The 23313-nt window shown below is 67.0% G+C and carries 23 protein-coding genes and 1 tRNA gene; 14 read left to right on the top strand and 10 right to left on the bottom strand.

The window, feature by feature from the left end; translation table 11 throughout:
• Window positions 1-24 precede the first annotated feature (24 nt).
• Window positions 25-579 (bottom strand): F0F1 ATP synthase subunit delta, encoded by a 555-nt coding sequence (locus tag O2K97_RS02850; protein ID WP_205682338.1) that lies wholly within the window; start codon window positions 577-579, stop codon window positions 25-27.
• Window positions 580-1524: 945 nt separating this feature from the next.
• On the opposite strand from O2K97_RS02850, the gene O2K97_RS02845 reads away from it, so the two are divergent.
• Both O2K97_RS02845 and O2K97_RS02840 read left to right on the top strand, forming a co-directional pair.
• Window positions 1525-2352 carry a TerC family protein gene (locus O2K97_RS02845; RefSeq protein WP_269220370.1) on the top strand — a complete coding sequence of 276 codons (828 nt, stop codon included), beginning with the start codon at window positions 1525-1527 and terminating at the stop codon, window positions 2350-2352.
• Between the two features lie 5 nt (window positions 2353-2357).
• Window positions 2358-3131 carry a glutaminyl-peptide cyclotransferase gene (locus tag O2K97_RS02840; RefSeq protein ID WP_269220369.1) on the top strand — a complete coding sequence of 258 codons (774 nt, stop codon included), beginning with the start codon at window positions 2358-2360 and terminating at the stop codon, window positions 3129-3131.
• Between the two features lie 137 nt (window positions 3132-3268).
• Here the strand turns inward: O2K97_RS02840 and katG are convergent, their stop codons facing one another.
• The gene (gene katG, locus O2K97_RS02835; RefSeq protein ID WP_269220368.1) at window positions 3269-5539 is read right to left on the bottom strand and encodes a catalase/peroxidase HPI; all 2271 of its coding nucleotides are present in this window, start codon (window positions 5537-5539) and stop codon (window positions 3269-3271) included.
• Between the two features lie 143 nt (window positions 5540-5682).
• On the opposite strand from katG, the gene O2K97_RS02830 reads away from it, so the two are divergent.
• The 3 genes from O2K97_RS02830 to O2K97_RS02820 all read left to right on the top strand — a co-directional run bounded on the left by O2K97_RS02830 (window position 5683) and on the right by O2K97_RS02820 (window position 8372).
• Window positions 5683-6582: a hydrogen peroxide-inducible genes activator gene (locus tag O2K97_RS02830; RefSeq protein ID WP_205682319.1), complete on the top strand. Its 900-nt coding sequence runs from the start codon at window positions 5683-5685 to the stop codon at window positions 6580-6582.
• Between the two features lie 72 nt (window positions 6583-6654).
• Entirely contained in the window at window positions 6655-6906 is a 252-nt protein-coding gene (locus O2K97_RS02825) for a hypothetical protein (protein WP_269220367.1), read from the top strand.
• A 92-nt stretch (window positions 6907-6998) separates the two neighbouring features.
• On the top strand, window positions 6999-8372 hold the full coding sequence (locus tag O2K97_RS02820; RefSeq protein WP_269220366.1) for an NAD-dependent succinate-semialdehyde dehydrogenase: 1374 nt from the start codon (window positions 6999-7001) through the stop codon (window positions 8370-8372).
• 77 nt (window positions 8373-8449) lie between these two features.
• Here the strand turns inward: O2K97_RS02820 and acnA are convergent, their stop codons facing one another.
• Window positions 8450-11176 carry an aconitate hydratase AcnA gene (gene acnA / locus O2K97_RS02815; RefSeq protein ID WP_269220365.1) on the bottom strand — a complete coding sequence of 909 codons (2727 nt, stop codon included), beginning with the start codon at window positions 11174-11176 and terminating at the stop codon, window positions 8450-8452.
• A 208-nt stretch (window positions 11177-11384) separates the two neighbouring features.
• Here acnA and ccmA point away from each other — a divergent pair, with 208 nt between their 5' ends.
• The 6 genes from ccmA to O2K97_RS02785 are packed head-to-tail and all read left to right on the top strand — an operon-like array spanning window position 11385 to window position 14593.
• Entirely contained in the window at window positions 11385-12008 is a 624-nt protein-coding gene (ccmA, locus tag O2K97_RS02810; protein ID WP_269220364.1) for a heme ABC exporter ATP-binding protein CcmA, read from the top strand.
• A complete protein-coding gene (gene ccmB, locus O2K97_RS02805; protein ID WP_269220363.1) occupies window positions 12005-12715 on the top strand; it encodes a heme exporter protein CcmB in 711 nt (236 codons plus the stop codon). The genes ccmA and ccmB overlap by 4 nt, the downstream gene beginning before the upstream one ends.
• A gap of 39 nt (window positions 12716-12754) precedes the next feature.
• Complete coding sequence (locus tag O2K97_RS02800) at window positions 12755-13474, top strand: heme ABC transporter permease (protein WP_161639844.1); 720 nt, start codon at window positions 12755-12757, stop codon at window positions 13472-13474.
• 4 nt (window positions 13475-13478) lie between these two features.
• A complete protein-coding gene (gene ccmD / locus O2K97_RS02795) occupies window positions 13479-13712 on the top strand; it encodes a heme exporter protein CcmD (protein WP_269220362.1) in 234 nt (77 codons plus the stop codon).
• Window positions 13709-14269, top strand: coding sequence for a DsbE family thiol:disulfide interchange protein (locus tag O2K97_RS02790; RefSeq protein WP_269220361.1), 561 nt, complete (start codon window positions 13709-13711; stop codon window positions 14267-14269). The genes ccmD and O2K97_RS02790 overlap by 4 nt, the downstream gene beginning before the upstream one ends.
• A gap of 45 nt (window positions 14270-14314) precedes the next feature.
• Complete coding sequence (locus O2K97_RS02785) at window positions 14315-14593, top strand: hypothetical protein (RefSeq protein ID WP_269220360.1); 279 nt, start codon at window positions 14315-14317, stop codon at window positions 14591-14593.
• Here the strand turns inward: O2K97_RS02785 and O2K97_RS02780 are convergent, their stop codons facing one another.
• The 3 genes from O2K97_RS02780 to O2K97_RS02770 form a co-directional block, all read right to left on the bottom strand.
• Window positions 14594-15349 (bottom strand): M48 family metallopeptidase, encoded by a 756-nt coding sequence (locus O2K97_RS02780; RefSeq protein WP_258522584.1) that lies wholly within the window; start codon window positions 15347-15349, stop codon window positions 14594-14596.
• 66 nt (window positions 15350-15415) lie between these two features.
• A complete protein-coding gene (locus O2K97_RS02775) occupies window positions 15416-16954 on the bottom strand; it encodes a cryptochrome/photolyase family protein (RefSeq protein ID WP_269220359.1) in 1539 nt (512 codons plus the stop codon).
• 12 nt (window positions 16955-16966) lie between these two features.
• Entirely contained in the window at window positions 16967-17323 is a 357-nt protein-coding gene (locus O2K97_RS02770; protein ID WP_269220358.1) for a thiol-disulfide oxidoreductase DCC family protein, read from the bottom strand.
• Between the two features lie 95 nt (window positions 17324-17418).
• Between O2K97_RS02770 and O2K97_RS02765 the strand changes: the two genes are divergently transcribed.
• On the top strand, window positions 17419-17883 hold the full coding sequence (locus tag O2K97_RS02765) for a DUF3429 domain-containing protein (protein ID WP_269220357.1): 465 nt from the start codon (window positions 17419-17421) through the stop codon (window positions 17881-17883).
• Between the two features lie 75 nt (window positions 17884-17958).
• On the opposite strand, the gene O2K97_RS02760 is transcribed toward O2K97_RS02765, so the two are convergent.
• A tRNA-Gly gene (locus O2K97_RS02760) sits at window positions 17959-18033 on the bottom strand.
• A 118-nt stretch (window positions 18034-18151) separates the two neighbouring features.
• Complete coding sequence (locus O2K97_RS02755; RefSeq protein ID WP_269220356.1) at window positions 18152-18934, bottom strand: SDR family NAD(P)-dependent oxidoreductase; 783 nt, start codon at window positions 18932-18934, stop codon at window positions 18152-18154.
• A 55-nt stretch (window positions 18935-18989) separates the two neighbouring features.
• On the opposite strand from O2K97_RS02755, the gene O2K97_RS02750 reads away from it, so the two are divergent.
• The gene (locus O2K97_RS02750; RefSeq protein WP_055754271.1) at window positions 18990-19388 is read left to right on the top strand and encodes a YkvA family protein; all 399 of its coding nucleotides are present in this window, start codon (window positions 18990-18992) and stop codon (window positions 19386-19388) included.
• Between the two features lie 160 nt (window positions 19389-19548).
• On the opposite strand, the gene O2K97_RS02745 is transcribed toward O2K97_RS02750, so the two are convergent.
• A complete protein-coding gene (locus O2K97_RS02745) occupies window positions 19549-20550 on the bottom strand; it encodes an NADPH:quinone oxidoreductase family protein (protein ID WP_269220355.1) in 1002 nt (333 codons plus the stop codon).
• 99 nt (window positions 20551-20649) lie between these two features.
• Here O2K97_RS02745 and O2K97_RS02740 point away from each other — a divergent pair, with 99 nt between their 5' ends.
• Entirely contained in the window at window positions 20650-21519 is an 870-nt protein-coding gene (locus O2K97_RS02740; protein WP_269220354.1) for an isoaspartyl peptidase/L-asparaginase family protein, read from the top strand.
• Here O2K97_RS02740 and O2K97_RS02735 read toward each other — a convergent pair.
• Window positions 21516-23237, bottom strand: coding sequence for an ATP-binding protein (locus O2K97_RS02735; RefSeq protein WP_269220353.1), 1722 nt, complete (start codon window positions 23235-23237; stop codon window positions 21516-21518). The two genes, O2K97_RS02740 and O2K97_RS02735, sit on opposite strands and share 4 nt — an antisense overlap.
• Window positions 23238-23313: the final 76 nt, after the last annotated feature.

Below are 23313 nucleotides of genomic sequence, written 5' to 3'. Positions count from 1 at the left end.
GCATTCTGGGTGGCGGGAGCGCTTTTAGGCGCGCTTGAGGGCGAACTTCATCTGGTCGAGCTTGGTCTTCAGCGAGGCGTCGAACAGTTTCGAGCCGACCTTGACCTTCAGGCCGCCCAGGATCGACGGATCGACGCGCGCGGTCAGTTCCGGCGCCTTGCCCAGGCTCTTGGACAGGGCGGCGGTGATGGCGGCGACCTGTTTGGCGTCCAGCGGCTGGGCCGAGACGACCTCGGCGGCGACGACGCCGGCGTGTTTCGCGTAGCGCGCCTCGAACCCGGCGATCACGGCGGGCAGATCCTTGGCGCGATGGTTCTGAGCCAGCAGACCCAGGAAGTTGGTCGTGGTCTGCTCGAACTTGGCCGTGGCGGCGATGGCCACCAGACCCTTGGCCTGGTCGGGCGCAGCGATGACGGGCGAGGTCGCCAGGCGACGCAGGTCGGCGCTTTCGCTCCAGGCCGCCTTCAGCGACTTCAGGTCGGCGCGGACGGCGTCCAGGCGGCCGGTTTCCAGCGCCAGGTCGAACAGCGCCTGTGCGTAGCGATCGCCGACTTCCGTCGTTCTGAAATCATCAGCCACTGATTAGGGTCCGAGGTCGTTGTGTCAGGGTCGCAACCGACTGCGAGGCTCGCAACGGTCAAAAGCTTGAAATGCTTACGGAAAGCACGACGGAGGCCGTATCCGTGAATACGCCCCCTTCAAGCCGGGCGCCTGATAGCACGGGGTTTCGCCGCTCGCAACATTGCGTGAAGGCGCGCCGATGCCGCAGGGGACAGACGAGGTATCTCGTCTCCTCCCCACGCGTGGGGAGGGGGACCGCGAAGCGGTGGAGGGGTTCTTCAAGTCCCACGGGCGCCGGGGATGCGAAGGAGAGCCCCTCCGTCTCTTCGCTGCGCTTCGAGCCACCTCCCCACGGATGGGGAGGAGACGATACTTAGCCATCGCAATGCCGCTGGTCCGTTGTCAGCGAATCCAATCGCTTGCTGATTTATGTCCCCCGTCTCCCATCCAAGGGGTCAAACGGCCCCATAATGCACCCGTCTCGTCGCATGGAGGGCTCGTAAGGCCTGCGACCTTGCGGCGGCGAGAGCGGATTGAACGGGAGCGGGTCTGAAACGGCTCGCGCCGACAGCGACTCATGGAGCGGTGTCGGAGGGTCGAGGGGGATACTCGATCGCACTCGGGACGGTCCTCGCAGGGACCGCCGACCCGTCGCAGGCTTATGGGGTTAGGCGATAAGACCGCCACCGCTCGGCGCCCCGAGCTTGCAGGCCAACCACACGCGCGGAGCGTCATACCCTTCGTCGAAACGGTACTTAAAAACTCACACTCCGGGCGAAGGCCCGGCGCTCCGCCCAGCCCTCCACCAACTTCGCTGCGATTGCGCGAAGGCGCCGTCGCGTGTCCAGTAGCCTTCCCGACAGACAGGGGGTGCGACCATGACGCCGCACCCCATCGCTTGATCGGAACCTGCATCGGCCCTAGCGCTTTCCGCTCAAGCTTTATCCTCCACCAGGAAACCCCATGCTCGACAGCATAACCCCCTTGCTCTCCGATCCGGCCGCCTGGGCCGCATTGGTGACCCTCATCGTGATGGAGGTCGTGCTCGGCATCGACAACCTGATCTTCATCTCAATTCTGTCGAATAAGCTGCCCGAGCATCAGCGCCAGAAGGTGCGTCGCATCGGCATCGGCTTGGCCCTGGTCATGCGGCTGGCCCTGCTGTCGATCATCGCCTGGCTGGTCGGCCTGGTGCAGCCGGTCTTCACCGTGATGGGCAATGAATTCTCGTGGAAGGATCTGATCCTGATCGCAGGCGGTCTGTTCCTGGTCTGGAAAGCGACCAAGGAAATCCACCACACGGTCGATCCCACGCCCAGCCATGACGTCATGGACAAGAAGGACGTGATGATCATGAACGCGGGCGCCGCGATCTTCCAGATCATCCTCTTGGACATCGTCTTCTCGATCGACTCGATCCTGACCGCTGTCGGCATGACCGAACATCTGCCCATTATGGTCGTCGCCGTCCTGGTCGCCGTAACCGTCATGCTGCTGGCCGCCGACCCCTTGGCCAACTTCATCAACAAGAACCCCAGCGTCGTCATGCTGGCGCTCGGCTTCCTGCTGATGATCGGCATGGTGTTGATCGCCGACGGCTTCGGCTATCATGTGCCCAAGGGCTACATCTATGCGGCCATGGCCTTCTCGGCCGGTGTTGAGGCGTTGAACATGCTGGGTCGCAAATCCGCATCCAAGAAGGAAAAGGCCGAACTGGCCCGCAACGAGGCGAACGCCGCCGAGGCCCGCGCCCAGAAGGCCGAGGCCGAAGCCGCCGCCGAGCGAGGCTGAGGCTCATGATGCGCCTGCCGTCCCGGCTCGCCGGCCTCATCGCCGGTCTGCTGCTGACGACAGGCGTCGCCCTGCCGGTCAGGGCCGAAGTCCCGGTCCAGTCCTACGAGGTCGTGCGGGCCTATCCGCACGACACAGGGGCCTTCACCGAGGGCCTCTTCTTCCACGACGGCGACCTTTACGAGAGCACGGGCCTGTATCCGTCCTTCATCCGCAAGGTGGATCTGGAAACCGGGCGCGTGGAGCGTCAGCGCGACCTGCCGACCATCTATTTCGGCGAGGGCATGACCACGCTGAACGGCAAGCTCTACAGCCTGACCTGGCGCAACCACATCGGCTTTATCTGGAAGCTGGACGACTTCTCGCCCCTGGGCGGCTTCTCCTATCCGGGCGAGGGCTGGGCCCTGACCACCGACGGCCGCCGATTGATCATGAGCGACGGCACCGACCAGCTGCGCTTCCTCGACCCGGAAACCCTCGCCGAGACCGGCCGCGTCTCCGTCACCGCCGACGGAAATCCGCTGGATCAGATCAACGAGCTGGAATGGATCGACGGCGAGGTCTTCGCCAATATCTGGCAGGACAACCGCATCGCGCGCATCGATCCCGAGACCGGCGTCGTCAAGGCCTTCATCGACCTGACCGCCCTGGTCCCCAAGGGCGCGAACCTCGACCCCAACGACGACGTCCTGAACGGCATCGCCTGGGACGCGGCGGGGAAACGCCTGTTCGTCACCGGCAAACGCTGGCCGCAGCTGTTCGAGATTCGGCTGAAATAGTCTCCCAATGGCCCGTCATTCCGGGCGTCCGCAGGACGAACCCGGAACCCAGGGGATCAGCACCAGCCATACAGGCCGTCCACCTGGATTCCGGGTTCCTCGCTTCGCTCAGCCCCGGAATGACGATTGGATATCGCTCAACCGTGCAGGTCGAACCGGTCCAGCTCCATCACCTTGGCCCACGCCGCAACGAAGTCCGAGACGAACTTACCTTGGGCGTCGGCCCCGGCATAGACCTCGGCCAGCGCGCGCAGCACCGCGTTGGAGCCGAACACCAGATCGACACGCGTGCCGGTCCATTTGGCTTCGCCCGTCTTGCGGTCGCGGCCTTCGAAGACGTCCTTGGCGTCCGAGGTCGCCGCCCACTTCACGTCCATGTCCAGCAGGTTGACGAAGACATCGTTGGACAGCACGCCCGGACGCTCAGTCAGCACGCCATGCGTCGCGCCGCGCGTATTGATGTTGATCGCCCGCAGGCCGCCGATCAGCACAGTCATCTCCGGCGCCGTCAGCGTCAGCCGCTGCGCCTGATCGATCAACAGCGACTCGGCGGGCACGGCATAGCGGGCCTTCTGGAAGTTGCGGAAGCCGTCGGCGACCGGCTCCAGATAGCCGAAGGATTCGACATCCGTGTCTGCCTGGCTGGCGTCCGTTCGGCCGGGCGTGAACGGCACGCTGGCGTCGTGGCCCGCAGCCTTGGCCGCATGCTCGACGCCTGCATTGCCGGCCAGCACGATCAGGTCGGCCAAAGAGACCTTCTTGCCGCCCGTCTGCGCCTGGTTGAACTCGGTCTGGATGCGCTCCAGCGTCTTCAGCACCCGGTCCAGCTGTGCGGGCTGGTTGACGGCCCAGTCCTTCTGCGGCGCCAGGCGGATGCGGGCGCCGTTCGCCCCGCCCCGCTTGTCCCCGCCGCGGAAGGTCGAGGCCGAGGCCCAGGCCGTGCCCACCAGTTCGGCGGTGCTCAGGCCCGAGTCCAGCACCTTGGCCTTCAGAGCCGCCGCGTCCGTCGCGTCGATCAGCGGATGATCGACCTCCGGCACCGGATCCTGCCACAGCAGGACTTCGCTCGGGACTTCCGGCCCAACGTAGCGCGAACGCGGTCCCAGATCGCGGTGCGTCAGCTTGAACCAGGCCCGCGCAAAGGCGTCCGCAAAGGCCTGCGGATCGTTCAGGAAGCGGCGGGAGATCGCCTCATAGGCCGGGTCGAACCGCATCGACAGGTCGGTCGTCAGCATCGTCGGCCGCTTCTTCTTGGCCGGATCGTGGGCGTCGGGGATGATCTCGCCCGCGTCCTTGGCCACCCACTGGTGCGCGCCGGCCGGGGACTTCTCCAGCTCCCATTCGAAGCCGAACAGGTTCTCGAAGAAGAAGTTGCTCCACTGCGCCGGCGTCTGGGTCCAGGTGACTTCCAGGCCACTGGTGATGGCGTCGGCGCCGTGCCCCGTACCAAAGCTCGAGGTCCAGCCCAGGCCCTGCGCCTCCAGGCCGTCGCCTTCAGGCTCTGAGCCGACGTGGTCGGCCGGGCCCGCGCCGTGCGTCTTGCCGAAGGTATGGCCGCCCGCGATCAGGGCGACCGTCTCCTCGTCGTTCATCGCCATCCGGGCGAAGGTGTCGCGGATATCGCGCGCCGCCGCGATCGGATCGGGATTGCCGTCCGGCCCCTCCGGATTGACGTAGATCAGGCCCATCTGCACGGCCGCCAGCGGGTTCTCCAGATCGCGCGAATGCCTGTCGCCGTCCGCATTGTCATCGCTGACCAGCACGGCCTCGTCGCCCGGCTTCACGACCCCGTCCGAGCCGTGGGCATAGCGCTCGTCGCCGCCCAGCCAAGTCGTCTCGCGACCCCAATAGACGTCCTGATCCGGCTCCCAAGTATCGGCGCGGCCGCCCGAGAAGCCGAAGGTGCGGAAGCCCATGGTCTCCAGCGCGACGTTTCCGGTCAGGATCATCAGGTCGGCCCAGGAAATAGCCTGGCCATACTTCTGCTTGATCGGCCACAGCAGGCGGCGCGACTTGTCGATATTGACGTTGTCGGGCCAGGAATTCAGCGGCGCAAACCGCTGCTGGCCCCGCCCGCCGCCGCCGCGACCATCGCCGACGCGATAGGTGCCGGCGCTGTGCCAGGCCATGCGGATGAACTGCGGGCCATAATGGCCGAAGTCCGCCGGCCACCAGTCCTTGGAGTCGGTCATCAGGGCGCGCAGATCCGCCTTCAGCGCCTCATAGTCCAGCTTGGAAAAGGCCTCGCGGTAGTCGAACGACTCCCCCAGCGGGTCGGACTTGGTCGAGTGCTGGTTCAGCAGATCGACACGCAGCTGGTTGGGCCACCAATCGCGGTTCTGAACGCCGCCGCCAGCGACCGATCGGGGCGTTCGGCCGGAAAAGGGGCATTTGGCTTCGTCGGTCATGGTGTTTCTCCCTGCTGCTGACGCACGACGGCGAGCGATTTTTCCATCGCCCTGTAGATGACGGGGTCATACGACACGGGCCAAAAGGATAAATCCAATCGATTATCCTTGGCGTCAGCATAGGACGGGCCTATTTCGCTTCCATGCTCCCCACCCTGCGTCAGCTCCAGTATCTCAAGCTCCTGGCCGAACACGGCAGCTTCTCGCGCGCCGCCGAGGCCGCCCACGTCAGCCAGCCCGCCCTCAGCGCCGGGGTGCAGGAGCTTGAGCGCATCCTCGGCGCGCCGGTGGTCGAACGCGCGCGCGGCGCCGTGATCATGACCGCCGTCGGAGCGGAGGCCGTTCGCCGCGCCGAGGACGTCCTGGCCCGCACCGAGGATCTGGTCGAGGCGGCCAAGAACGCCGGGCGTCTGCTGTCCGGCCGATTCCGCCTAGGCGTCATCCCGACCGTGGCCCCCTTCCTGCTGCCCGCCAAGCTCCCGTCGGTGAAGGCCGCCTATCCCAGCCTGAAGCTCTTCATCCGCGAGGATCTGACGCCCCGGCTGATCGCGGCGCTGAAGGCGGGTCAGATCGACGCGGCGGTCATCGCCCTGCCCTATGATGCGCCGGGCATCGCCCACGCCCGCATCGGCGACGACGAGATCATGGCCGCCGCCCCCGCCGACCATGCCCTGGCCGCGCCCGGCCCCATCCGTCCCGGCGCGTTGCGAGCCGAGGATCTGATCCTGCTGGAGGACGGCCATTGTCTGCGCGACCACGCTCTGGCGGCGCTGGACATCGAGGCCCCGCGCGGCGACGACGTTTTTGCGGCCACCAGCCTGCATACCCTGGTTCAGATGGTGGGCTCGGGCCTCGGCGTCTCCTTCCTGCCGAAGATGGCGGTGCAGGCCGGCTTGGCCGACAATCCCTCCGTGGCCATTCGCGCCTTCGAAAACCAGGCCGACGGCGCCCCGCCCCACCGCGAGATCGTCGTCGCGTGGCGCGCCGGCTCCAGCCGCGCCGCCGAGGCCCGGCTGCTGGCTGAGGCCCTGAAGCTAGAGTGAAGCTTGAATGAAACTGGGCTGACACTCGGTTGATCGATTGACCTGAGCACCGAACAGGTCGCTTGGAAGCAGATGGCAACCGAAACCGTCTATATCGTGCAGGCCTATGTCCAGGGCCGGGGCAAGGCGCTGCGCGCAGAACCCCAGGTCGGCTGCAAGGACGCCGCAGAGGCGCGTCGCAAGGCCGAACGGCTCGCGCCCTTGCGTCTGGGCGTCGTCGCCTTCGCCGTCTCGGCCGACACCGAAATGGGTGATTACGACGAAGAGCCCACCATCCTCTTCAAGTCCGGCCAACTCCCGCCGCCGTTCAGCGATCCGGACTGACGGCCAGGCAACCCGCCCCGACAGGTCGCGTTTGCTTTCCTGACAACGGATCGGCGCCGCCCCGGGCGTCCGACCGAAGCTTCAGGACGTCCATGGCCTATCGCACCCTCAATCCCTTCACCGAACAACTGGTCGAAGACTACCCGGAACACACCGACGACGCTGTCGAAGCCGCCTTGGCCAAGGCCGACGGCCTGTTCCATTCGGATTGGTCCAAGGGCGACATCCAGCCGCGTCTCGCCGTGCTGAAATCCCTGTCAGGCCTGCTGACCGACAACCGCGACGACCTTGCTCGCACCATGGCCGAGGAGATGGGCAAGCCCCTGGCTCAGGGGCAGAGCGAGATCGATCTGTGCGGCGGCATCGCCGCCTACTATGCCGAGAAGGCCGCCGACTTCCTCAAGCCCGAAAAGATCGACAGCGAACTGGGCGAGGCCTGGGTCGAGTTTCACCCGATCGGCGTGCTGCTGGCGGTCGAGCCGTGGAACTTCCCGATCTATCAGCTGATCCGCGTGGTGGCTCCCGCCATCGCGGTCGGCAATCCCGTGCTCTACAAGCACGCGGGCATCGTGCCGCGCTGCGCCGCCCGGTTCGCCGAACTGGTGCGCGAGGCCGGCGCGCCCGAAGGCTTCGTCGCCAACCTCTACATCTCTTCTGACAAGGTCGCGGAACTGATCGGCGACGACCGCATCCAGGGCGTGGCCCTGACCGGATCGGAGGGCGCCGGCGCCAAGGTCTCGGCCCGCGCCTCGGAAATGCTGAAGAAGTCCACGCTGGAACTGGGCGGCAGCGATGTCTTCGTGGTGCTGGACGACGCCGACATCGAAAAGGCGGTCGCGGCGGGCGTCGAAGGCCGCCTGTCCAACGCCGGACAGGTCTGCACCGGCTCCAAACGCTTCATCGTCCAAAAGTCCGTCTCCGACGCCTTCATCACCGGCTTCGTCGAAGGCATGAAGACCGCCGTCATGGGCGACCCGCTGGACGAGGCCACCGACTTGGGCCCGCTGTCGTCGGAGGATGCGCTGAAGACCCTGACCAAACAGGTCGAGGAGGCGATCCGGCACGGCGCCAAGGCGATGACCGGCGGCAAGCCCGCCGATCGCACCGGCTTTTTCTACGAGCCGACCGTCCTGACGGACGTCGCGCGCGATAACCCGGCCTTCTATCAGGAGTTCTTCGGCCCGGTGGCCCAGGTCTTCGTGGTCGAGGACGACGACGCGGTCGTGGCCCTGGCCAACGATTCCCACTTCGGCCTGGGCGGCTCGATCTTCTCGGGCGACACGGGCCGCGCCCGCAAACTGGCCTCGCGCATCGAGACTGGCATGGTCTTCATCAACACCACCACGACCTCCATGCCCGAACTGCCGTTCGGCGGCGTCAAACGTTCGGGCTTCGGCCGCGAGCTGGGCGATGTCGGCATAAAGGAGTTCGTGAACCGCAAGCTGGTGGTCGTCAGCGCCGACTGACCACCGCCTTTCGACAAACGGAAAAGGGCCGGCGGATCGCTCCGCCGGCCCTCTTTTTTGTCTGGACGAACCGCGACCTATTCGGCGGCGATCGGTGCTTCGGTTTCCGGGCCGCGCGCCAGGTTGCGCAGCACATAGGGCATGACGCCGCCGGCCAGCAGATAGTCCAGCTCGGTCTGGTTATCAATGCGGCAGCGGACCGGGAAGCGGGCCATCTTTCCGTCCGACGGGCGGAACAGCTCGACCCACAGGTCCTGACGCGGCTTCAGCTTGCCGATATTGGCGTCCGAAAGGCCGCGGATCGTGACGATCTCTTCGCCCGTCAGCCCCAGCTTCAGCCAGCCGTCCTGCTTGAACTGCAGCGGCACGACGCCCATCCCGACCAGGTTCGAACGGTGGATGCGCTCGAAGCTTTCGGCGATGACGGCGCGAACACCCAGCAGACGCGTGCCCTTCGCCGCCCAGTCGCGCGACGAGCCGGTGCCGTATTCCTTGCCGGCGAAGACGACCAGGGGGCGGCCTTCCGACTGGTAACGCATGGCGGCGTCATAGATCGACATGGTGTCGCCGGACGGGAAGTGCTTGGTCACGCCGCCTTCGATCTCGGGCGTGATGCGGTTCTTGATGCGGATGTTGGCGAAGGTGCCGCGCATCATGACTTCGTGGTTGCCGCGACGGGCGCCGTAGCTGTTGAACTCGGCCGCCTCGACGCCGTGGTTGGTCAGATAGACGCCGGCGGGCGACGTCTTCTTGATCGAACCGGCCGGGCTGATGTGGTCGGTGGTGATCGAGTCGCCGAAGATGGCCAGAACGCGGGCCTCGACCACGTCCTGGACGGGGGTCAGGTCCATCGACAGGCCGTCGAAATAGGGCGGGTTGGCGACGTAGGTCGAGCTGTCGTCCCACTCATAGGTCTGACCGCCGGTGACCTTGATGGCCTGCCAGTGCTTGTCGCCCTTGAACACGTCCTTGTAGCGTTTGGCGAACATGGCCGGGGTGACGGACTTGCGCTGGATGTCGGCGATTTCCTGCGTGGTCGGCCAGACGTCCTTCAGGAAGACGTCGTTGCCCTTCTTGTCCTGACCGATCGGGTCCTTGGTGATGTCGATCCGCATCGAACCGGCGATGGCGTAGGCCACGACCAGCGGCGGCGAGGCCAAGTAGTTGGCCTGGACGTCGGGGTTCACGCGACCTTCGAAGTTGCGGTTGCCGGACAGGACCGAGGTCGCGACCAGGGCGTTATCGTTGATCGCCTTGGAGATGGCGGGGTCCAGCGGACCCGAGTTGCCGATGCAGGTGGTGCAGCCGTAGCCGACCAGGTTGAAGCCCAGGGCGTCCAGGTCCTTCTGCAAGCCGGCGTCGGTCAGATAGTCGGTAACGACCTGCGATCCGGGGGCCAGCGAGGTCTTGACCCAGGGCTTGGCCTTCAGGCCCAGCGCATTGGCCTTACGCGCCACCAGACCGGCGGCGATCAGCACCGACGGGTTGGAGGTGTTGGTGCAGGAGGTGATGGCCGCGATGACCACGTCGCCGTCGCCGACGGTGAACTTCTCACCCTCGACCTCGGCGCGCGGGGCGTCGGACGGGCGGGCGAAGACGTCGGTCAGGGCGGTTTCGAACGCCGGAGCGGCGGTGGTCAGTTCGACACGGTCCTGCGGACGCTTCGGACCCGCCAGCGACGGCACGACGGTCGAGATGTCCAGTTCCAGCACATCGGTGAAGACCGGATCTTCCGAATTCTCGTCGATCCACAGGCCCTGGGCCTTGGCGTAGGCTTCGACCAGGGCGACGCGCGCCTTGTCGCGGCCCGTGGCGGTCAGATAGCCGATGGTGGCGGCCGAGACCGGGAAGAAGCCGCAGGTGGCGCCGTATTCCGGAGCCATGTTGGCGATGGTCGCCTGGTCCTCGATGGTCATGTTCGGCAGGGCGTCGCCGAAGAATTCGACGAACTTGCCGACCACGCCCTTCTTGCGCAGCATCTGGGTGACGGTCAGCACCAGGTCGGTCGCCGTCGTGCCTTCGGGCATCGTGCCCGTCAGCTTGAAGCCGATGACCTCGGGGATCAGCATCGGGATCGGCTGGCCCAGCATGGCCGCCTCGGCCTCGATACCGCCCACGCCCCAGCCCAGGACGGCCAAGCCGTTGATCATGGTGGTGTGGCTGTCGGTGCCGACGACGGTGTCGGGATAGGCGACGGTCTTCTTGCCTTCGTCCAGGGTCCAGACGGTCTGGGCCAGGTTCTCCAGGTTCACCTGGTGGCAGATGCCGGTGCCGGGCGGCACGACGCGGAAGTTGTTGAAGGCCGACGAACCCCAGCGCAGGAAGTTGTAGCGTTCGATGTTGCGCTCATATTCGCGCTCGACGTTCTGGCCGAAGGCTTTGGACGTGCCGAAGTTGTCGACCATGACCGAGTGGTCGATGACCAGATCGACCGGCACCAGCGGGTTGATCTTGGCGGCGTCGGCGCCCAAGGCGCTCATGGCGTCGCGCATGGCGGCCAGATCGACCACGGCGGGGACGCCGGTGAAGTCCTGCATCAGCACGCGGGCCGGACGGAAGGCGATCTCGTGCTCGACCGAGCCCTTGTTCTCGATCCAGGCGGCGACGGCCTTCAGGTCGTCTTCGGTGACGGAAACGCCGTCCTCGTTGCGCAGCAGGTTCTCCAGCAGCACCTTCATCGAGCGCGGCAGGCGGGAAATCCCGGTCAGACCGGCTTCCTCGGCGGCGGGAAGGCTGTAATAGGCGTATTTCTTACGCCCGACGGAAAGGTCCTGGCGGGTCTTGAAGCTGTCGATCGACGGCATGGAGAGTTCCTCTGGTCAGCGCCGCCCGACAATCCGGTTGCGCCTTCGCGCGGCAGACGCAGCGGCTCACAGGGCCCCTGCGCGCGCGGCGAAAGCCTGCTGCGGCGACCGTGCCTATAGCCCCGCCGCGCCGCACCGTCCATGTGTCCACACCCCTGACGTGGACATTGAGAAGGGTTCGCAGATTTGGCGCGGCGGGTGAAACCCGATGATCCACACCCTCACCCTCTCCGGCCTGACCGTCTCGCGCGGCGAGCGCCGACTGTTCGACGGCCTGGACCTGACCTTGCGCGCCGGCGAGGTGCTGGCCCTGACGGGCGCAAACGGCGCGGGCAAGACCAGCCTGCTGCGCGCGATCGCCGGCCTTTTGCGCCCTGACGCCGGCACGGTCGCCTTCCAGGATGGCGACGGCAATCGGCTGGACGAACGACAGGCGCGTGGACGCGAAACTCATTTTCTCGGCCATCTGGATGGGCTGAAGGGCGGCCGCACCGCGCGCGAAGAGCTGGGGTTTCAGTGCGACTGGCTGGGCCACACCCAGTACGGCGTCGACCACGCCGTCGAGGCCTTCGGCCTCAAGCCACTTCTGGACCTGGAGGTTCGACGTCTGTCCGCCGGTCAGCGCCGTCGCTTGGCCATGGGCCGGCTGGTCGGATCGCCGCGCGCCCTGTGGCTGCTGGACGAACCGATGGCGCCACTGGACGCGCGTTGGCGCGAAATCTTCGCCGAGCAGATGCAGCGTCATCTGGACGCTGACGGCCTGATCGTCGCCGCCGTCCACGACCCCCTGCCGCTCCCGACCCGCTCTCTCGATCTGGGGGCGCTGAAGTGAGCCGCCACGATGTCGATCAAGAACCCCGTCCGCCCGGCCTGCGCGGCGCGACGCGCGTTCTGCTGGAGCGCGAGCTGGATCTGGCCTGGGGCGGGGGCGGCGGCCCGTTGCTGGCCTGCGGCTTCTTCGCCTGTCTGACCGCCATACTGCCGCTGGCGGCCGGCGGCGATCCGCGCACGCTCGGCCCGGTCGCCGGCGGCGTCGCCTGGTTGGCGCTCGCCCTGGCGTCCCTGCTGTCGCTGGAGCGGCTGTTCGAGCGTGACATGGAGGACGGGGCGCTGGATCTGCTGGCCCTCGGCCATCTGGCGCTGGAGCAGGTCGTCCTGATCAAGGCCCTGGCCCAATGGATCGCCGTCGGTCTGCCGCTCGCCCTGACCGCCCCCATCGCCGCCCTGGCGCTTGGCCTGCCCGCCTCGCTGACGCCGCTGGTCGCTTTGACCGCCCTGATCGGCGGCGCCGGCTTCGCCTTCACCGGGGCGCTGGGCGCCGCCCTTGCGCTAGGCGCCAAGCGTGGCGGGCTGCTGATCGCCGTCGTCGTCCTGCCGCTGTTCATCCCGCCGGTCGTCTTCGGCGCCGGGGCGTTGGAGCGCGCCGGATCAGGCCAGCCGGTCGGCCCGGCGCTGGCCTTGCTCTGCGCCTACGTCCTGTTCGCCGCCGTCGTCGCGCCCTTCGCCGGAGCCGCCGCCGTTCGCAACGCGCAAGGGTGAGCTTGCCCGCCGTCCATTCGTTGCGTAAGCGCTGAACCGATGTTCGGCCTGTCCAATCCGCAGCGCTTCATGGCCTTCACCGGCCCGTTGACGCCCGTTCTGTGGGGGCTCGCCGCCGTGCTGCTGGGCGTCGGCGCCTGGCTCAGCTTCACCGTTCCGGCCGATTATCAGCAGGGCGACACGGTGCGGATCATGTTTGTCCATGTCCCCGCCGCCACCCTGGGCCTGGGCGCCTATGCGGCGCTGGGCGTGTCTAGCTTTTTTGCGCTGGTCTTCCGTCACGCTCTGGCCGACGCCGCCGCCCGCGCCGCCGCCCTGCCGGGCGCCGCCTTCACGGCCCTGGCCCTGTTCACCGGCTCGCTGTGGGGCCAGCCGATGTGGGGGACTTGGTGGGTGTGGGACGCGCGCCTGACCAGCGTTCTGGTGCTGTTTCTCTTCTATCTCGGCTATATGGCGCTGAGAGCCTCGATCGACGATGAGCAGAAGGCCGGGCGCGCCGCCGCCGTCTTGGGTCTGGTCGGCCTGATCAATCTGCCGATCGTGAAATTCTCGGTCGATTGGTGGAACACCCTGCATCAGCCCGCCAGCTTCCTGACCCCCGGATCGTCGGGGCTGGACCCCGTCTATCTGCCGCCCTTCCTGACCATGCTCGCGGCCTATGGCGTGCTTTTCGCGGCCCTGTGGCTGACCGCCATCCGCACCGAGATCCGCCGCCGCCGCGTCATGACCCTGCGCGCCCGTCTGGCTCAGGAGGCATGAAGCCATGCTCGACCTCGATATGACCCCCTATGCCGCCTTCGTCTGGCCCGCCTGGGGCGTCAGCGCCCTGGTGCTGATCGTCCTGACCGTCCGCGCCGTCGTCGCCTCCCGCAAATGGAAGCGCGAACTGGCCCGACTTGAGGCAGACAAAGTCACACACCCAGAAGCAGCGGACACCCACCGCCCTCAAGCAGCGCGAAGCGCGATAGGGCCAAAAGAAACAGGGCTTCACCCGTGAACCGCTGGCTGGCCCTGATCCCGCTGGCGGTCCTCGCGGCTCTGGCGGCTCTGTTCATCGGCTGGTCGCTGAAGCGCGACCCGGCGTTCAAGCCCGACGCCCTGGTCGGCCAGACGATCCCCGAGACGGTCCTGCCCCTGCTGTCGGGCGATCAGGCGGGACCGGGCAATCTGGACCTGAAGACCGCCGGCGTCGGCCGGCCCATGCTGGTCAATGTGTTCGCCTCCTGGTGCGCGCCGTGCCGGATCGAACACCCCAAGCTGCTGTCGCTGAAGGCGCGCGGCGTCGCCGTGGTCGGCATCGCCTACAAGGACGAGCCGGTCGCCACTCGCGCCTTCCTCGACGAACTGGGCGATCCCTATTCCATGGTGCTGGTGGACCGCGAGGGTCGCGCGGGTCTCGACCTCGGCATCTCCGGCGTGCCCGAGACCTTCGCCGTCGACGCCATGGGGCGCATCACCGCCAAACAGTCCGGCCCCCTGCTGGACGACGCCGACATCGACCGACTGGTCGCCTCCATGCAGGCCCCGCCTCGTCCCGCGCCTACGACGCGGTGAGGCCGCGTTAACCCTTTTTCGAGGGTTTCCGTTAACCATGTCGGCATGAGCGCGATTCGTCCCGGCCTGCCGCTGAACACGCCCGCACAGGGCCTCGATCTGCCGAGCGCACGCAGCGCTCAGGCGGCCTTCTTCCGCGCTGCCCTGAACCAGAACGGGATGGATCAGACGGTGCCGCCGAAGGCGCCTGTCCCGGCCGCCGCCGTCATGTCCACGATCCGCACCGCCAACCCGGCCCGCCCCGTCGAGGCGCCGGCGGCTCCGCCGCAAAGGGAGGAGCCGCGCATCCTGCGGCCCGGCTCCTACCTCGACATCCGGGTTTGATCAGTTCCAGCCGCGGCTGGCGATATACTGCTGCAGGGCTTCGATCCGCGCCGCATCGGACGGGTGGGTCGAGGCGAACTGCGGGATGCTGCCCTGACGTTGCGACGCCATCAGTCGCCATAGCGCCACGGCCTCAGACGGCTTGAAGCCGGCGCGCGCCATATAGTCGACGCCCAGACGGTCGGCCTCCAGCTCGTCACGACGCGAATAGGGCAGCAACAGCCCGTACTGGGCCGCCAGACCGCCGTAAGCGTTGACCGCGTCCCCATAGCGCCCGGCCGCGCCGCCGACGGCCGCCAAGCCCAGGCCGGCCGCCGCCTTGCTCGACGCGCGCTCGGCGGCGTGGTTGGCGACGACGTGCGCGATTTCGTGACCGATCACCGAGGCCAGCTGATCGTCATTCTGGACCAGGGCCAACAGGCTGTCGGTCACGCCGATCTGACCCGACGGCAAGACGAAGGCGTTGGGGCTGGTCGCGGGGAAGACGGCGTAATCCCATGTTCGATTACCCAAGCCCGCCGCCTGCACCAGCCGATCGCCGACGCGGCGAATGCGGTCCACCTGAGCGCCGGTCGTCTTGACGCCGGGCTTCGCCACCGCCTCGCGCCAGGCGGCTGCGGACTGCTGGGACAGGGAGGCGTTGTCCACCAGCAACAGCTGATTACGACCCAGAGCCTCGTTATAGGCGCAGGCGGAAAGCGTGGAGGCCGCAGCGGCGGCGGCGAGAAGAAGGGCGGAACGGCGACGAAGACCCACGGCGGACCTCATGAATGGTGAAACGGATTGGCCATCAAATCCCGATGGTCGGCCAAGGTTCCACAGTCACTCCATAGGCGCTGCCCCAAGAAGGTTCCGGCACGCCTCCGCCTCGGCCGCCAGGGCCTTGCGCTTGGCCTCTCCGAACTTCTCCAGCGTGCGGTAGGGCATGGCCAGCCGCGCATTGTCCCGCAGCCGGCCGCGATTGCGTTCCAGAAAGCCCCAGTACAGCCGGTTGAACGGACAGGCCGCGTCGCCGCTCTTGCTCTTCACGTCATAGCGACACGCCCCGCAATAGTCGCTCATCCGGTCGATATAGGCCCCCGAGGCCGCATAGGGCTTGGACCCCACGATGCCGCCATCGGCGAACAGGGCCATGCCGCGCGTATTGGGCATCTCGACCCATTCATAGGCGTCGGCATAGACGCACATGTACCAGTCATCGACCTGATCGGGATGCACGCCCAGCAGCAAGGCCAGATTGCCCGTCACCATCAGCCGCTGGATATGGTGGGCGTAGGCGTTGTCGCGCGTGGTCTTCACCACATCGGCGACACAGGCCATGTCGGTCTCACCGGACCAGTAGAACCAGGGCAGCTTGCGGTCCGCATCCAGGAAGTTGCGCGCCCGATACTCCGGCGCCTTCAGCCAGTAGATGCCGCGCACGAACTCGCGCCATCCCAGGATTTGCCGGATGAAGCCTTCGACCGCATTCAGCGGCGCCTTGCCCGCCCGATAGACCGCCTCGGCGCGCTTGCAGACGTCCAGAGGATCCAGCAGGCCCAGGTTGATCGACGTCGAGATCAGCCCATGCCACATCCACGGCTGACCCTCCGCCATCGCGTCCTGCCAGTCCCCGAACGACGGCAGGACATCCTTCAGGAAGTGCTTCAGCGAGGCTTCCGCCTCGTCCGCCGTGGTGGCCCAGCCGAACCCGTCCAGCGATCCGAAATGGTCGCCGAACAGCCGCTCCACATCCGCAATCGCCTCGCGCGCCACGGCGTTGGGCGGGATGCGCAGGCGATCGGGCGGCGTCACGCCCTTGGCCAGCTTCTTGCGGTTCTCGGCGTCATAGTTCCAGCGCCCGCCTTCCGGCTGATCGCCGTCCATCAGGATGCCGGTCGCGCGGCGCATCTCGCGATAAAAGAACTCCATGCGCAGCTGCGACTTGCCCGAGGCCCAGCGACGAAAACGGTCGTGGCTGCTGATGAAGCGGCGATCCTCGCGAATCTCGACCGGCAGCGCCGCCCCTTCCGCAAAGGCGGCCAGATGCTCGGCCAGCCGCCATTCGCCGCATTCGGTCATCACCACCGCCTCATGGACGCCGTCCTCCAGCGCCCGGGCCAGTTCGCCGGTGATCGAGCCGCTGTTGTCCGCATCGTCGATCCGCACATAGCGCACATTGACGCCCCGCCCCTTCAGCCGCTCGGCGTGATTGCGCATGGCCGCAAAGACCAGAGCCAGCTTCTGCTTGTGGTGCCGGACATAGGTCGCCTCGTCGCGAACCTCGGCCATCAGAACCGTATCGACGTCCGGGTTCAGATCCCTCAGCGCCGAAAGGTCGTCCGACAGCTGATCGCCCAGCACCAGCCTAAGCACGGACATGCGTTATTCCCATCACCGGGCCCATTTGCGAGCGAGAGACTGAAGTCGAGGACGCAGGCGCAGAAACACCCGGTACGCTCTCTCCAACGCCGCAAGAACCCAGGGGATGCGTGCGGCCAGACCCAGCGGGCGCAATAGAGGTATGGCCCGCCACATCGCTGCAAAGGCCGCCGCGCCCGACAGCAGCCGTCCGTTTTCCGTCGCGTGGAATCGCGTCAGCAGCACCTCCCGATCCAGCGGGCAGCTTGCTTGACCGTCCGACACATCGACGAATCGGATCGCGCCGCGTCGATCCAACCGCCGCATCAGGGCGATCTCGCGTCGGCACAGGGGACAGCCGCCATCGTACCAGACAAGCAAGGGGGTCATGACGATCGAAGGCTCTCGGCGATGGCGAACGGGCTCGCCATCCTATACGGCCGTCCTCTACAGTCTGGATCGCAACCCGCCTCGACAGGTGTCCGATGATGATTGAACCCACCGGCCGACATCGCTTGCCGCCGCTCGCCCGCGTTCTGGGTTTCGCCGGCCTGCTGCCACAGGCGGCGGCGGTCGTCGTCCTTCTTGCAGGCGACGCGGACCAGCAGAGCGCCGCCCTCAACCTGGCCTATGCCTACGCCGCGCTGATCTTCAGCTTCTTGGGCGGCGTCTGGTGGGGATTGGCGGCCGCGACGGGCCTGAAGGCGCCCAAATGGGTTTGGATCGTCTCTGTGGCGCCCTCGCTTGTCGCGCTGGCGACCAGCATCTTCCGGATGGCAGGTCCCGATCCGGCCGTGTCGCTGGTCGTGCTAAGCGTCTTCATCGCCGCCAGCGTCCTGGTCGATCTGAAGCTGAAGGCGGCGGGTCTGACGCCCGAGGGCTGGCTGGCGCTGCGGGCGCCGCTGTCGATCGGTCTGGGCGTGCTGACGCTCGCCGCCGGACTGATCTGAAAACTTCTCAGGCAGCGGGTAAAAAAATCGGGGCCTGCCGCAACCGACAGGCCCCTGATTTTATTCGTCTCGACTTGGAGCGGGCGAAGAGATTCGAACTCTCGACCCCAACCTTGGCAAGGTTGTGCTCTACCACTGAGCTACGCCCGCACTCCGTAGGAGCTAGGTGCGCTCCCCGTCGAGGAGGGGGCGTATAGCGGAGGGTTGATCGGTCCTGCAAGAGAGAATTTGCAAAAAGCGATCAAGTCCCGCTCACGCCCCCCGCGCCTCAGCGCGGCGCCAAGCGGATGGCGCCGTCCAGGCGGATGCATTCGCCGTTGATGTACACGTTTCGCGCCAGCTCCAGCACCAGCGACGCATAATCGGCCGGCGTGCCCAGACGGCTGGGGAAGGGGATTGCGGCGGCCAGCGCGTCCTGAATCTTCTGATCCATGCCGGCCATCATCGGCGTCCACATGATGCCGGGCAGAATGGTGTTGCAGCGCACCCCTTCCTGAGCCAGATCGCGCGCGATCGGCAGGGTCATCGCATAGACGCCGCCCTTGGACGCCGAATAGGCCGCCTGGCCGATCTGACCGTCCTGCGCCGCGACGGAGGCGGTGTTGACGATCAGGCCGCGCTCGCCGTCCGCCATGGGCTCCAGGGTCACCATACCCGCCGCCGACTGCGACAGGATCCGGAAGGTGCCGAACAGGTTGACCCGCACGGTGCGCTCGAACTGAGCCATGTCGTGGGCCTTGATCTCGCCGGTGTCCTTCTTGCGCGAGACGGTCTTCTGGCCCGTGGCGATGCCGGCGCAGTTGACGGTCAGGCGCTCCTGGCCATGGGCGGCGCGGGCCTTTTCGAAGGCGGCGGCGACCGAGGCGTCGTCGGTCACGTCCACTTGGCAGAAGACGCCGCCGATCTCGGCCGCGATAGCCTCGCCCTTTTCGGCGTTCAGATCAAACAGGGCGACCTTCGCCCCCGTCGCCGCGATGGCGCGCGCGGCGCCTTCGCCCAGGCCCGAGGCGCCGCCGGTGACCACAGCGGCGATGGTGTTGTCGAGTTTCATCCTGATCGTTCCTATATTGTCGTGAACCTGAGTTTCGATTGAGGATTTAGCGGCCATGACCGCCAAAGCCAAACCCGCCGATCCATCGGATGTCCTGGACCCGAAAAAAGCGCTCGTGCCGTCGGTCGTGAAGATCAACGAGGCCCGCGTGGCCAAGGGTTTCTGGCCCAAGATCCAGCGCACGGCCGCCCGCATCCCCTTTGCGGACCAGGCCCTGGCCGCCTGGTACGCCGCGCGCGATCCGCAGACGCCGATGGCGGCCAAGGGCATGATCTTCGCCGGTCTGGCCTATTTCGTCATGCCCGTGGACGCCATTCCCGACATCTTCGCGGGCATCGGCTATACCGACGATGCGGCCGTCATCACCGCCCTGCTGGCCCTCGTCGGCGCCAACATCAAACGCCGCCACCGCGACCAGGCCGAGGACGCGGTGCAGCGGCTGAAGGCGAAATGAAAATCCTCCCCCGAGAAGCGTAGCGGAACGGGGGAGGGGGACCGCGAAGCGGTGGAGGGGGCGAAGGCGCGCGCTGCGCCAAACGTCTCACATCCAACCCGCTTCCGCCCCCTCCACCACGCTTCGCGCGGTCCCCCTCCCCCGCGATGCGAGGGAGGATTCAGCTCTCGACCGTCACCACGATCTTGCCCAGCGCCTGACGCTCGCCCAGGGCTTTGATCGCCTCGCCGGCCTTTTCCAGCGGGAAGGTCTTTGAGACCCGCGGCCTGATCTTGCCGTCGGCGTACATCTGCATCAGTTCGGCCATGTTGGCGGCGTGGGCCTTGGGATCGCGCATCACCGCCGCGCCCCAGAAGACGCCGATCACCGACACCGACTTGAGCAGCGTCAGGTTCAGCGGCAGGGACGGAATGCCCGCCGGGAAGCCGACCACCAGATAGCGCCCGTTCCAGTCCATGGCCCTCAGCGCCGGATCGGCGTAGTCGCCGCCGACCGCGTCATAGACCACGTCCGCGCCGTCGCGGCCGGTCGCCAGCTTGAACTCGCCGGACAGCTCTTTCTGCGCCGCCTTGTCCATCGGTCCCGACGGATAGATCAGGCCGTTGTCGGCGCCCAATTCGAGCGCGAACTCGACCTTGTCGTTGGTCGAGGCGGCGGCGACCACGCGCGCGCCCATGGCCTTGCCCAGTTCGACGGCGGCGGCGCCGACGCCCCCGGCCGCACCCAGCACCAGCAGGGTTTCGCCCGCCGTCAGCTGCGCCCGGTCCTTCAGCGCATAGTAGCTGGTGCCATAGGTCATGATCAGGGCCGCCGCCTCCTCGAAGCTCATGGCGTCGGGGATGGGGATGACGGTCTCGGCCCGCACCGCCAGCCGCTCGACCAGCCCGCCCCAGCCCGTCACGGCGATGACCCGGTCGCCCTTGCGCACGCCCTTGACGCCTTCGCCCACCGACTCGACCACGCCGGCGACCTCGGCGCCCGGCGAGAAGGGCCGCTCGGGCCGGAACTGGTATTTGTCCTCGATGATCAGGGTGTCGGGATAGTTGATCCCAACCGCCTTGACCTCGATGATCACCTCGCCCGCGTTGGGCGTCGGGTCGAGCACGTCTTCCACGACCAGAGTTTCAGGGCCACCAGGCGTCTTGGACAGAACAGCGCGCATCTTTCCTCCTTGGCCGACATGGCGCGGCCTTCATCGCGACGCTAAAGAGCGCCACGCCCGTTTGAAAGAGGCGATAAGGACAAGGCTCAGGAAGACGACATGACCGCCCTCATCCTCCACGGCGGCGCCGGCGCCCGGCGCGAACGCAACTACGACGCCGAGGTCGTGCATATGCGCGAGGTGGTCGAGGCCATGAAGGTTCGTCTGGACGCGTGCGACAGCGCCCTGGATGTCGCCACCGCCGCCGTCGTCATGCTGGAGGATTCGGGCCTCTATGTCGCGGGCAAGGGCGCGTCCCCCAATCTCGCCGGCGCCTATGAGCTGGACGCCAGCATCATGGACGGATCGACGAAACGCGCCGGGGCCGTCGCCGCCCTGCAAGGGTTCCGCAATCCCGTCGTCGCCGCCCGCGCGGTGATGGAGAAGACGCCTCACGTCATGCTGGTCGGCGAGGGCGCTGGCCTGTTCGCCCACGACCAGGGGCTGGAACCCATCGCCGACGAAGCCGCCTGGTTCACCGGTGCGGGCAAGGGTGAGGACAATCATCCGCCCGGCACGCTCAGTCACGGCACCGTCGGCGCCTGCGTGCTGGACAGTCAAGGCCGTCTCGCCGCCGCCACCTCGACCGCCGGCGTCTTCGGCAAGATGCCGGGCCGCGTCGGCGACACCCCCATCCCCGCCGCCGGAACCTGGGCCGACGCCCACGCCGCGACCTCCTGCACCGGCCAGGGGGAGTATTTCATCCGCGTCGCCGCCTCCGCCCAGGTCGTCTGGCGCGTCGCCGCCGGTCAGTCGCTGGCCGAGGCGACCCAGGCCGTCATCGAAGAGATCGGCCAGATGGGCGGCGACGGCGGCATGATCGCCCTGGACGCGGCCGGAAACATCGCCGCCCCCTTCAACAGCCAGGGCATGAAGCATGCCTGGCTGACCGCAGACGGCCAGATCGGCGTACGGGTCTTCCGCGACTAGGTCTTGGCGGACATCACGTCGGAAAGGGTGGTCAGCAGCAATTTCAGATCGACAGGCTTGCTGACCACCGCATCCATACCCGCCGCCAGATAGCTCTCGACCTGCTCCACCATCGCATTGGCCGTCAGGGCGATGATCGGCGTGCGGACCAACCCCTGGTCGGCCTCGCGTTGCCGGATCGTCCTTGTCGCCGTTGGACCGTCCATGTTCGGCATCTGCACATCCATCAGGATCAGGTCCCAGTCGCGCATTTGCGTCGCTTCGACCGCCTGAAGACCGTCTTCGACGATCTCGACCTCGATCCCGACCTGGCCCAGAAGGCCCCGGATCACCTGCTGATTGACCGGGTGGTCCTCGGCGACCAGCACCCGCAGCGCCCGCTCTGGCTCGGCATCCGGCGCATCCTCACCGGCCTGCACGGGCTGCGCCGGCGTCAGCGGCAGCGTAACGACGAAGGTCGCCCCTTCGCCCGCCTCGCTCTCCACCTCGATCCGGCCGCCCATCAGCTCCACCAGGGTCGCCACGATCGAAAGGCCCAGCCCGGCCCCGTCGCGCCGGTCGACGGCCGCCGCCTCGATCTGGGCGAAGCGCGTAAAGAGCTGCCCGATCTGGTCCGCCGGTATGCCCCGCCCGGTGTCCGACACGCGGAACACCGCCCCGGCGTCCGTCAGCGCGACATCCAGCGCCACCTGCCCCTGTGTCGTGAACTTGATGGCGTTGGACAGCAGGTTGAACAGGATCTGGCGAAGCCGGACCGGATCGGCGCCGACCCAGCCCAGGCCCGGCGACACGACGTGGAAGGCCAGGCCCTTGCTTTCGGCCAAGGGCCGCAGCGTCTCTGCGACTTCGTGGACCAGGGCGTCCGCATCGATGGGCTGCGGTACGATCTCCAGCCGCCCCTCCTCGATCCGCGACAGGTCCAGGATCTGGTTGATCAGGTCCAGCAGGGTGTGGGCCGACCGATCCAGGATCTCCAGTCGCGCCTTCTGCCGATCCTCCAGCGCGTAGCCCGCCATGATCTGCGCCATGCCGATGACGCCGTTCAGAGGGGTGCGGATCTCATGGCTCATATTGGCCAGGAAGCGGGACTTGGCGGCATTGGCCTCGTCCGCCTCCAGACGCGCGCATCGGGCGGCGTCGCGGTCCAGCACGGCCGCCTTATGCGCCGCCTGCACGTCCATCAGCAACGCCTTGTTGCGCTGGTCCGCCGCGAACAGGTCGCACCACAGCGCGTGGGTCGCGCGCGAGATGATAAACAGGATCGTCGCCAGCATGACGAAGGCCGCCGCTACCGCCAGACCGTGCGGCCCCATCAGCGAGGGATAGATGACGACCAGCACCGTCACGCAGATCGGCGCCGCCGCCAGCGCCAATAGCCGAGGCGCCGCGCTGAACTGAACGAAGGCCACACCGATCGACCAGACCTGGATCAGCACCACTACCAGCATCACATCGGCGCGGGGATGGATCAGCCAGGCGATCAGCGGCCCGGACACGCCAAGCGCAAAGCGGACTGCAACAATGAACATCAGCAGCCAAGGCCAGCCGCAAATTGGGGCCTCTACCTTCTGGTATCGCTTCACGCGGCCCTGCGCCCAGGCGTCGAACGCCATGCCGATGAGGGCGAACTCAAACCCGAGCCAAGGCTGACCCAGGGCGGCCAGAATCAGCCCGGCGGCGGCCCAACTGCCGTAGAGAACGGTGGGCGGGGTAACCATATTTTGCAGGACGAAGGCCCAGACCGCGATTTTTTCGTCGGAGACAGAAGTGGCGTTCGCTCGTCTCGGCACGCGT

This window comes from Brevundimonas vesicularis, from assembly GCF_027105095.1.
Taxonomy (GTDB): Bacteria; Pseudomonadota; Alphaproteobacteria; order Caulobacterales; family Caulobacteraceae; genus Brevundimonas; species Brevundimonas vesicularis_E.
The sequence above is the reverse complement of the archived record's forward strand: the minus strand, read 5'-3'. Positions and strand labels throughout refer to the sequence as shown.

Bases quoted from the DNA above. Each gene is read 5' to 3' on its own strand.
- O2K97_RS02845 (WP_269220370.1), top strand. From the start codon at position 1,525: ATGCTCGACAGCATAACCCCCTTGCTCTCCGATCCGGCCGCCTGGGCC.
- O2K97_RS02840 (WP_269220369.1), top strand. From the start codon at position 2,358: ATGATGCGCCTGCCGTCCCGGCTCGCCGGCCTCATCGCCGGTCTGCTG.
- katG (WP_269220368.1), bottom strand. From the start codon at position 5,539: ATGACCGACGAAGCCAAATGCCCCTTTTCCGGCCGAACGCCCCGATCG.
- O2K97_RS02830 (WP_205682319.1), top strand. From the start codon at position 5,683: ATGCTCCCCACCCTGCGTCAGCTCCAGTATCTCAAGCTCCTGGCCGAA.
- O2K97_RS02825 (WP_269220367.1), top strand. From the start codon at position 6,655: ATGGCAACCGAAACCGTCTATATCGTGCAGGCCTATGTCCAGGGCCGG.
- O2K97_RS02820 (WP_269220366.1), top strand. From the start codon at position 6,999: ATGGCCTATCGCACCCTCAATCCCTTCACCGAACAACTGGTCGAAGAC.
- acnA (WP_269220365.1), bottom strand. From the start codon at position 11,176: ATGCCGTCGATCGACAGCTTCAAGACCCGCCAGGACCTTTCCGTCGGG.
- ccmA (WP_269220364.1), top strand. From the start codon at position 11,385: ATGATCCACACCCTCACCCTCTCCGGCCTGACCGTCTCGCGCGGCGAG.
- O2K97_RS02800 (WP_161639844.1), top strand. From the start codon at position 12,755: ATGTTCGGCCTGTCCAATCCGCAGCGCTTCATGGCCTTCACCGGCCCG.
- ccmD (WP_269220362.1), top strand. From the start codon at position 13,479: ATGCTCGACCTCGATATGACCCCCTATGCCGCCTTCGTCTGGCCCGCC.
- O2K97_RS02785 (WP_269220360.1), top strand. From the start codon at position 14,315: ATGAGCGCGATTCGTCCCGGCCTGCCGCTGAACACGCCCGCACAGGGC.
- O2K97_RS02775 (WP_269220359.1), bottom strand. From the start codon at position 16,954: ATGTCCGTGCTTAGGCTGGTGCTGGGCGATCAGCTGTCGGACGACCTT.
- O2K97_RS02770 (WP_269220358.1), bottom strand. From the start codon at position 17,323: ATGACCCCCTTGCTTGTCTGGTACGATGGCGGCTGTCCCCTGTGCCGA.
- O2K97_RS02765 (WP_269220357.1), top strand. From the start codon at position 17,419: ATGATGATTGAACCCACCGGCCGACATCGCTTGCCGCCGCTCGCCCGC.
- O2K97_RS02755 (WP_269220356.1), bottom strand. From the start codon at position 18,934: ATGAAACTCGACAACACCATCGCCGCTGTGGTCACCGGCGGCGCCTCG.
- O2K97_RS02750 (WP_055754271.1), top strand. From the start codon at position 18,990: ATGACCGCCAAAGCCAAACCCGCCGATCCATCGGATGTCCTGGACCCG.
- O2K97_RS02745 (WP_269220355.1), bottom strand. From the start codon at position 20,550: ATGCGCGCTGTTCTGTCCAAGACGCCTGGTGGCCCTGAAACTCTGGTC.
- O2K97_RS02740 (WP_269220354.1), top strand. From the start codon at position 20,650: ATGACCGCCCTCATCCTCCACGGCGGCGCCGGCGCCCGGCGCGAACGC.
- O2K97_RS02735 (WP_269220353.1), bottom strand. From the start codon at position 23,237: ATGGTTACCCCGCCCACCGTTCTCTACGGCAGTTGGGCCGCCGCCGGG.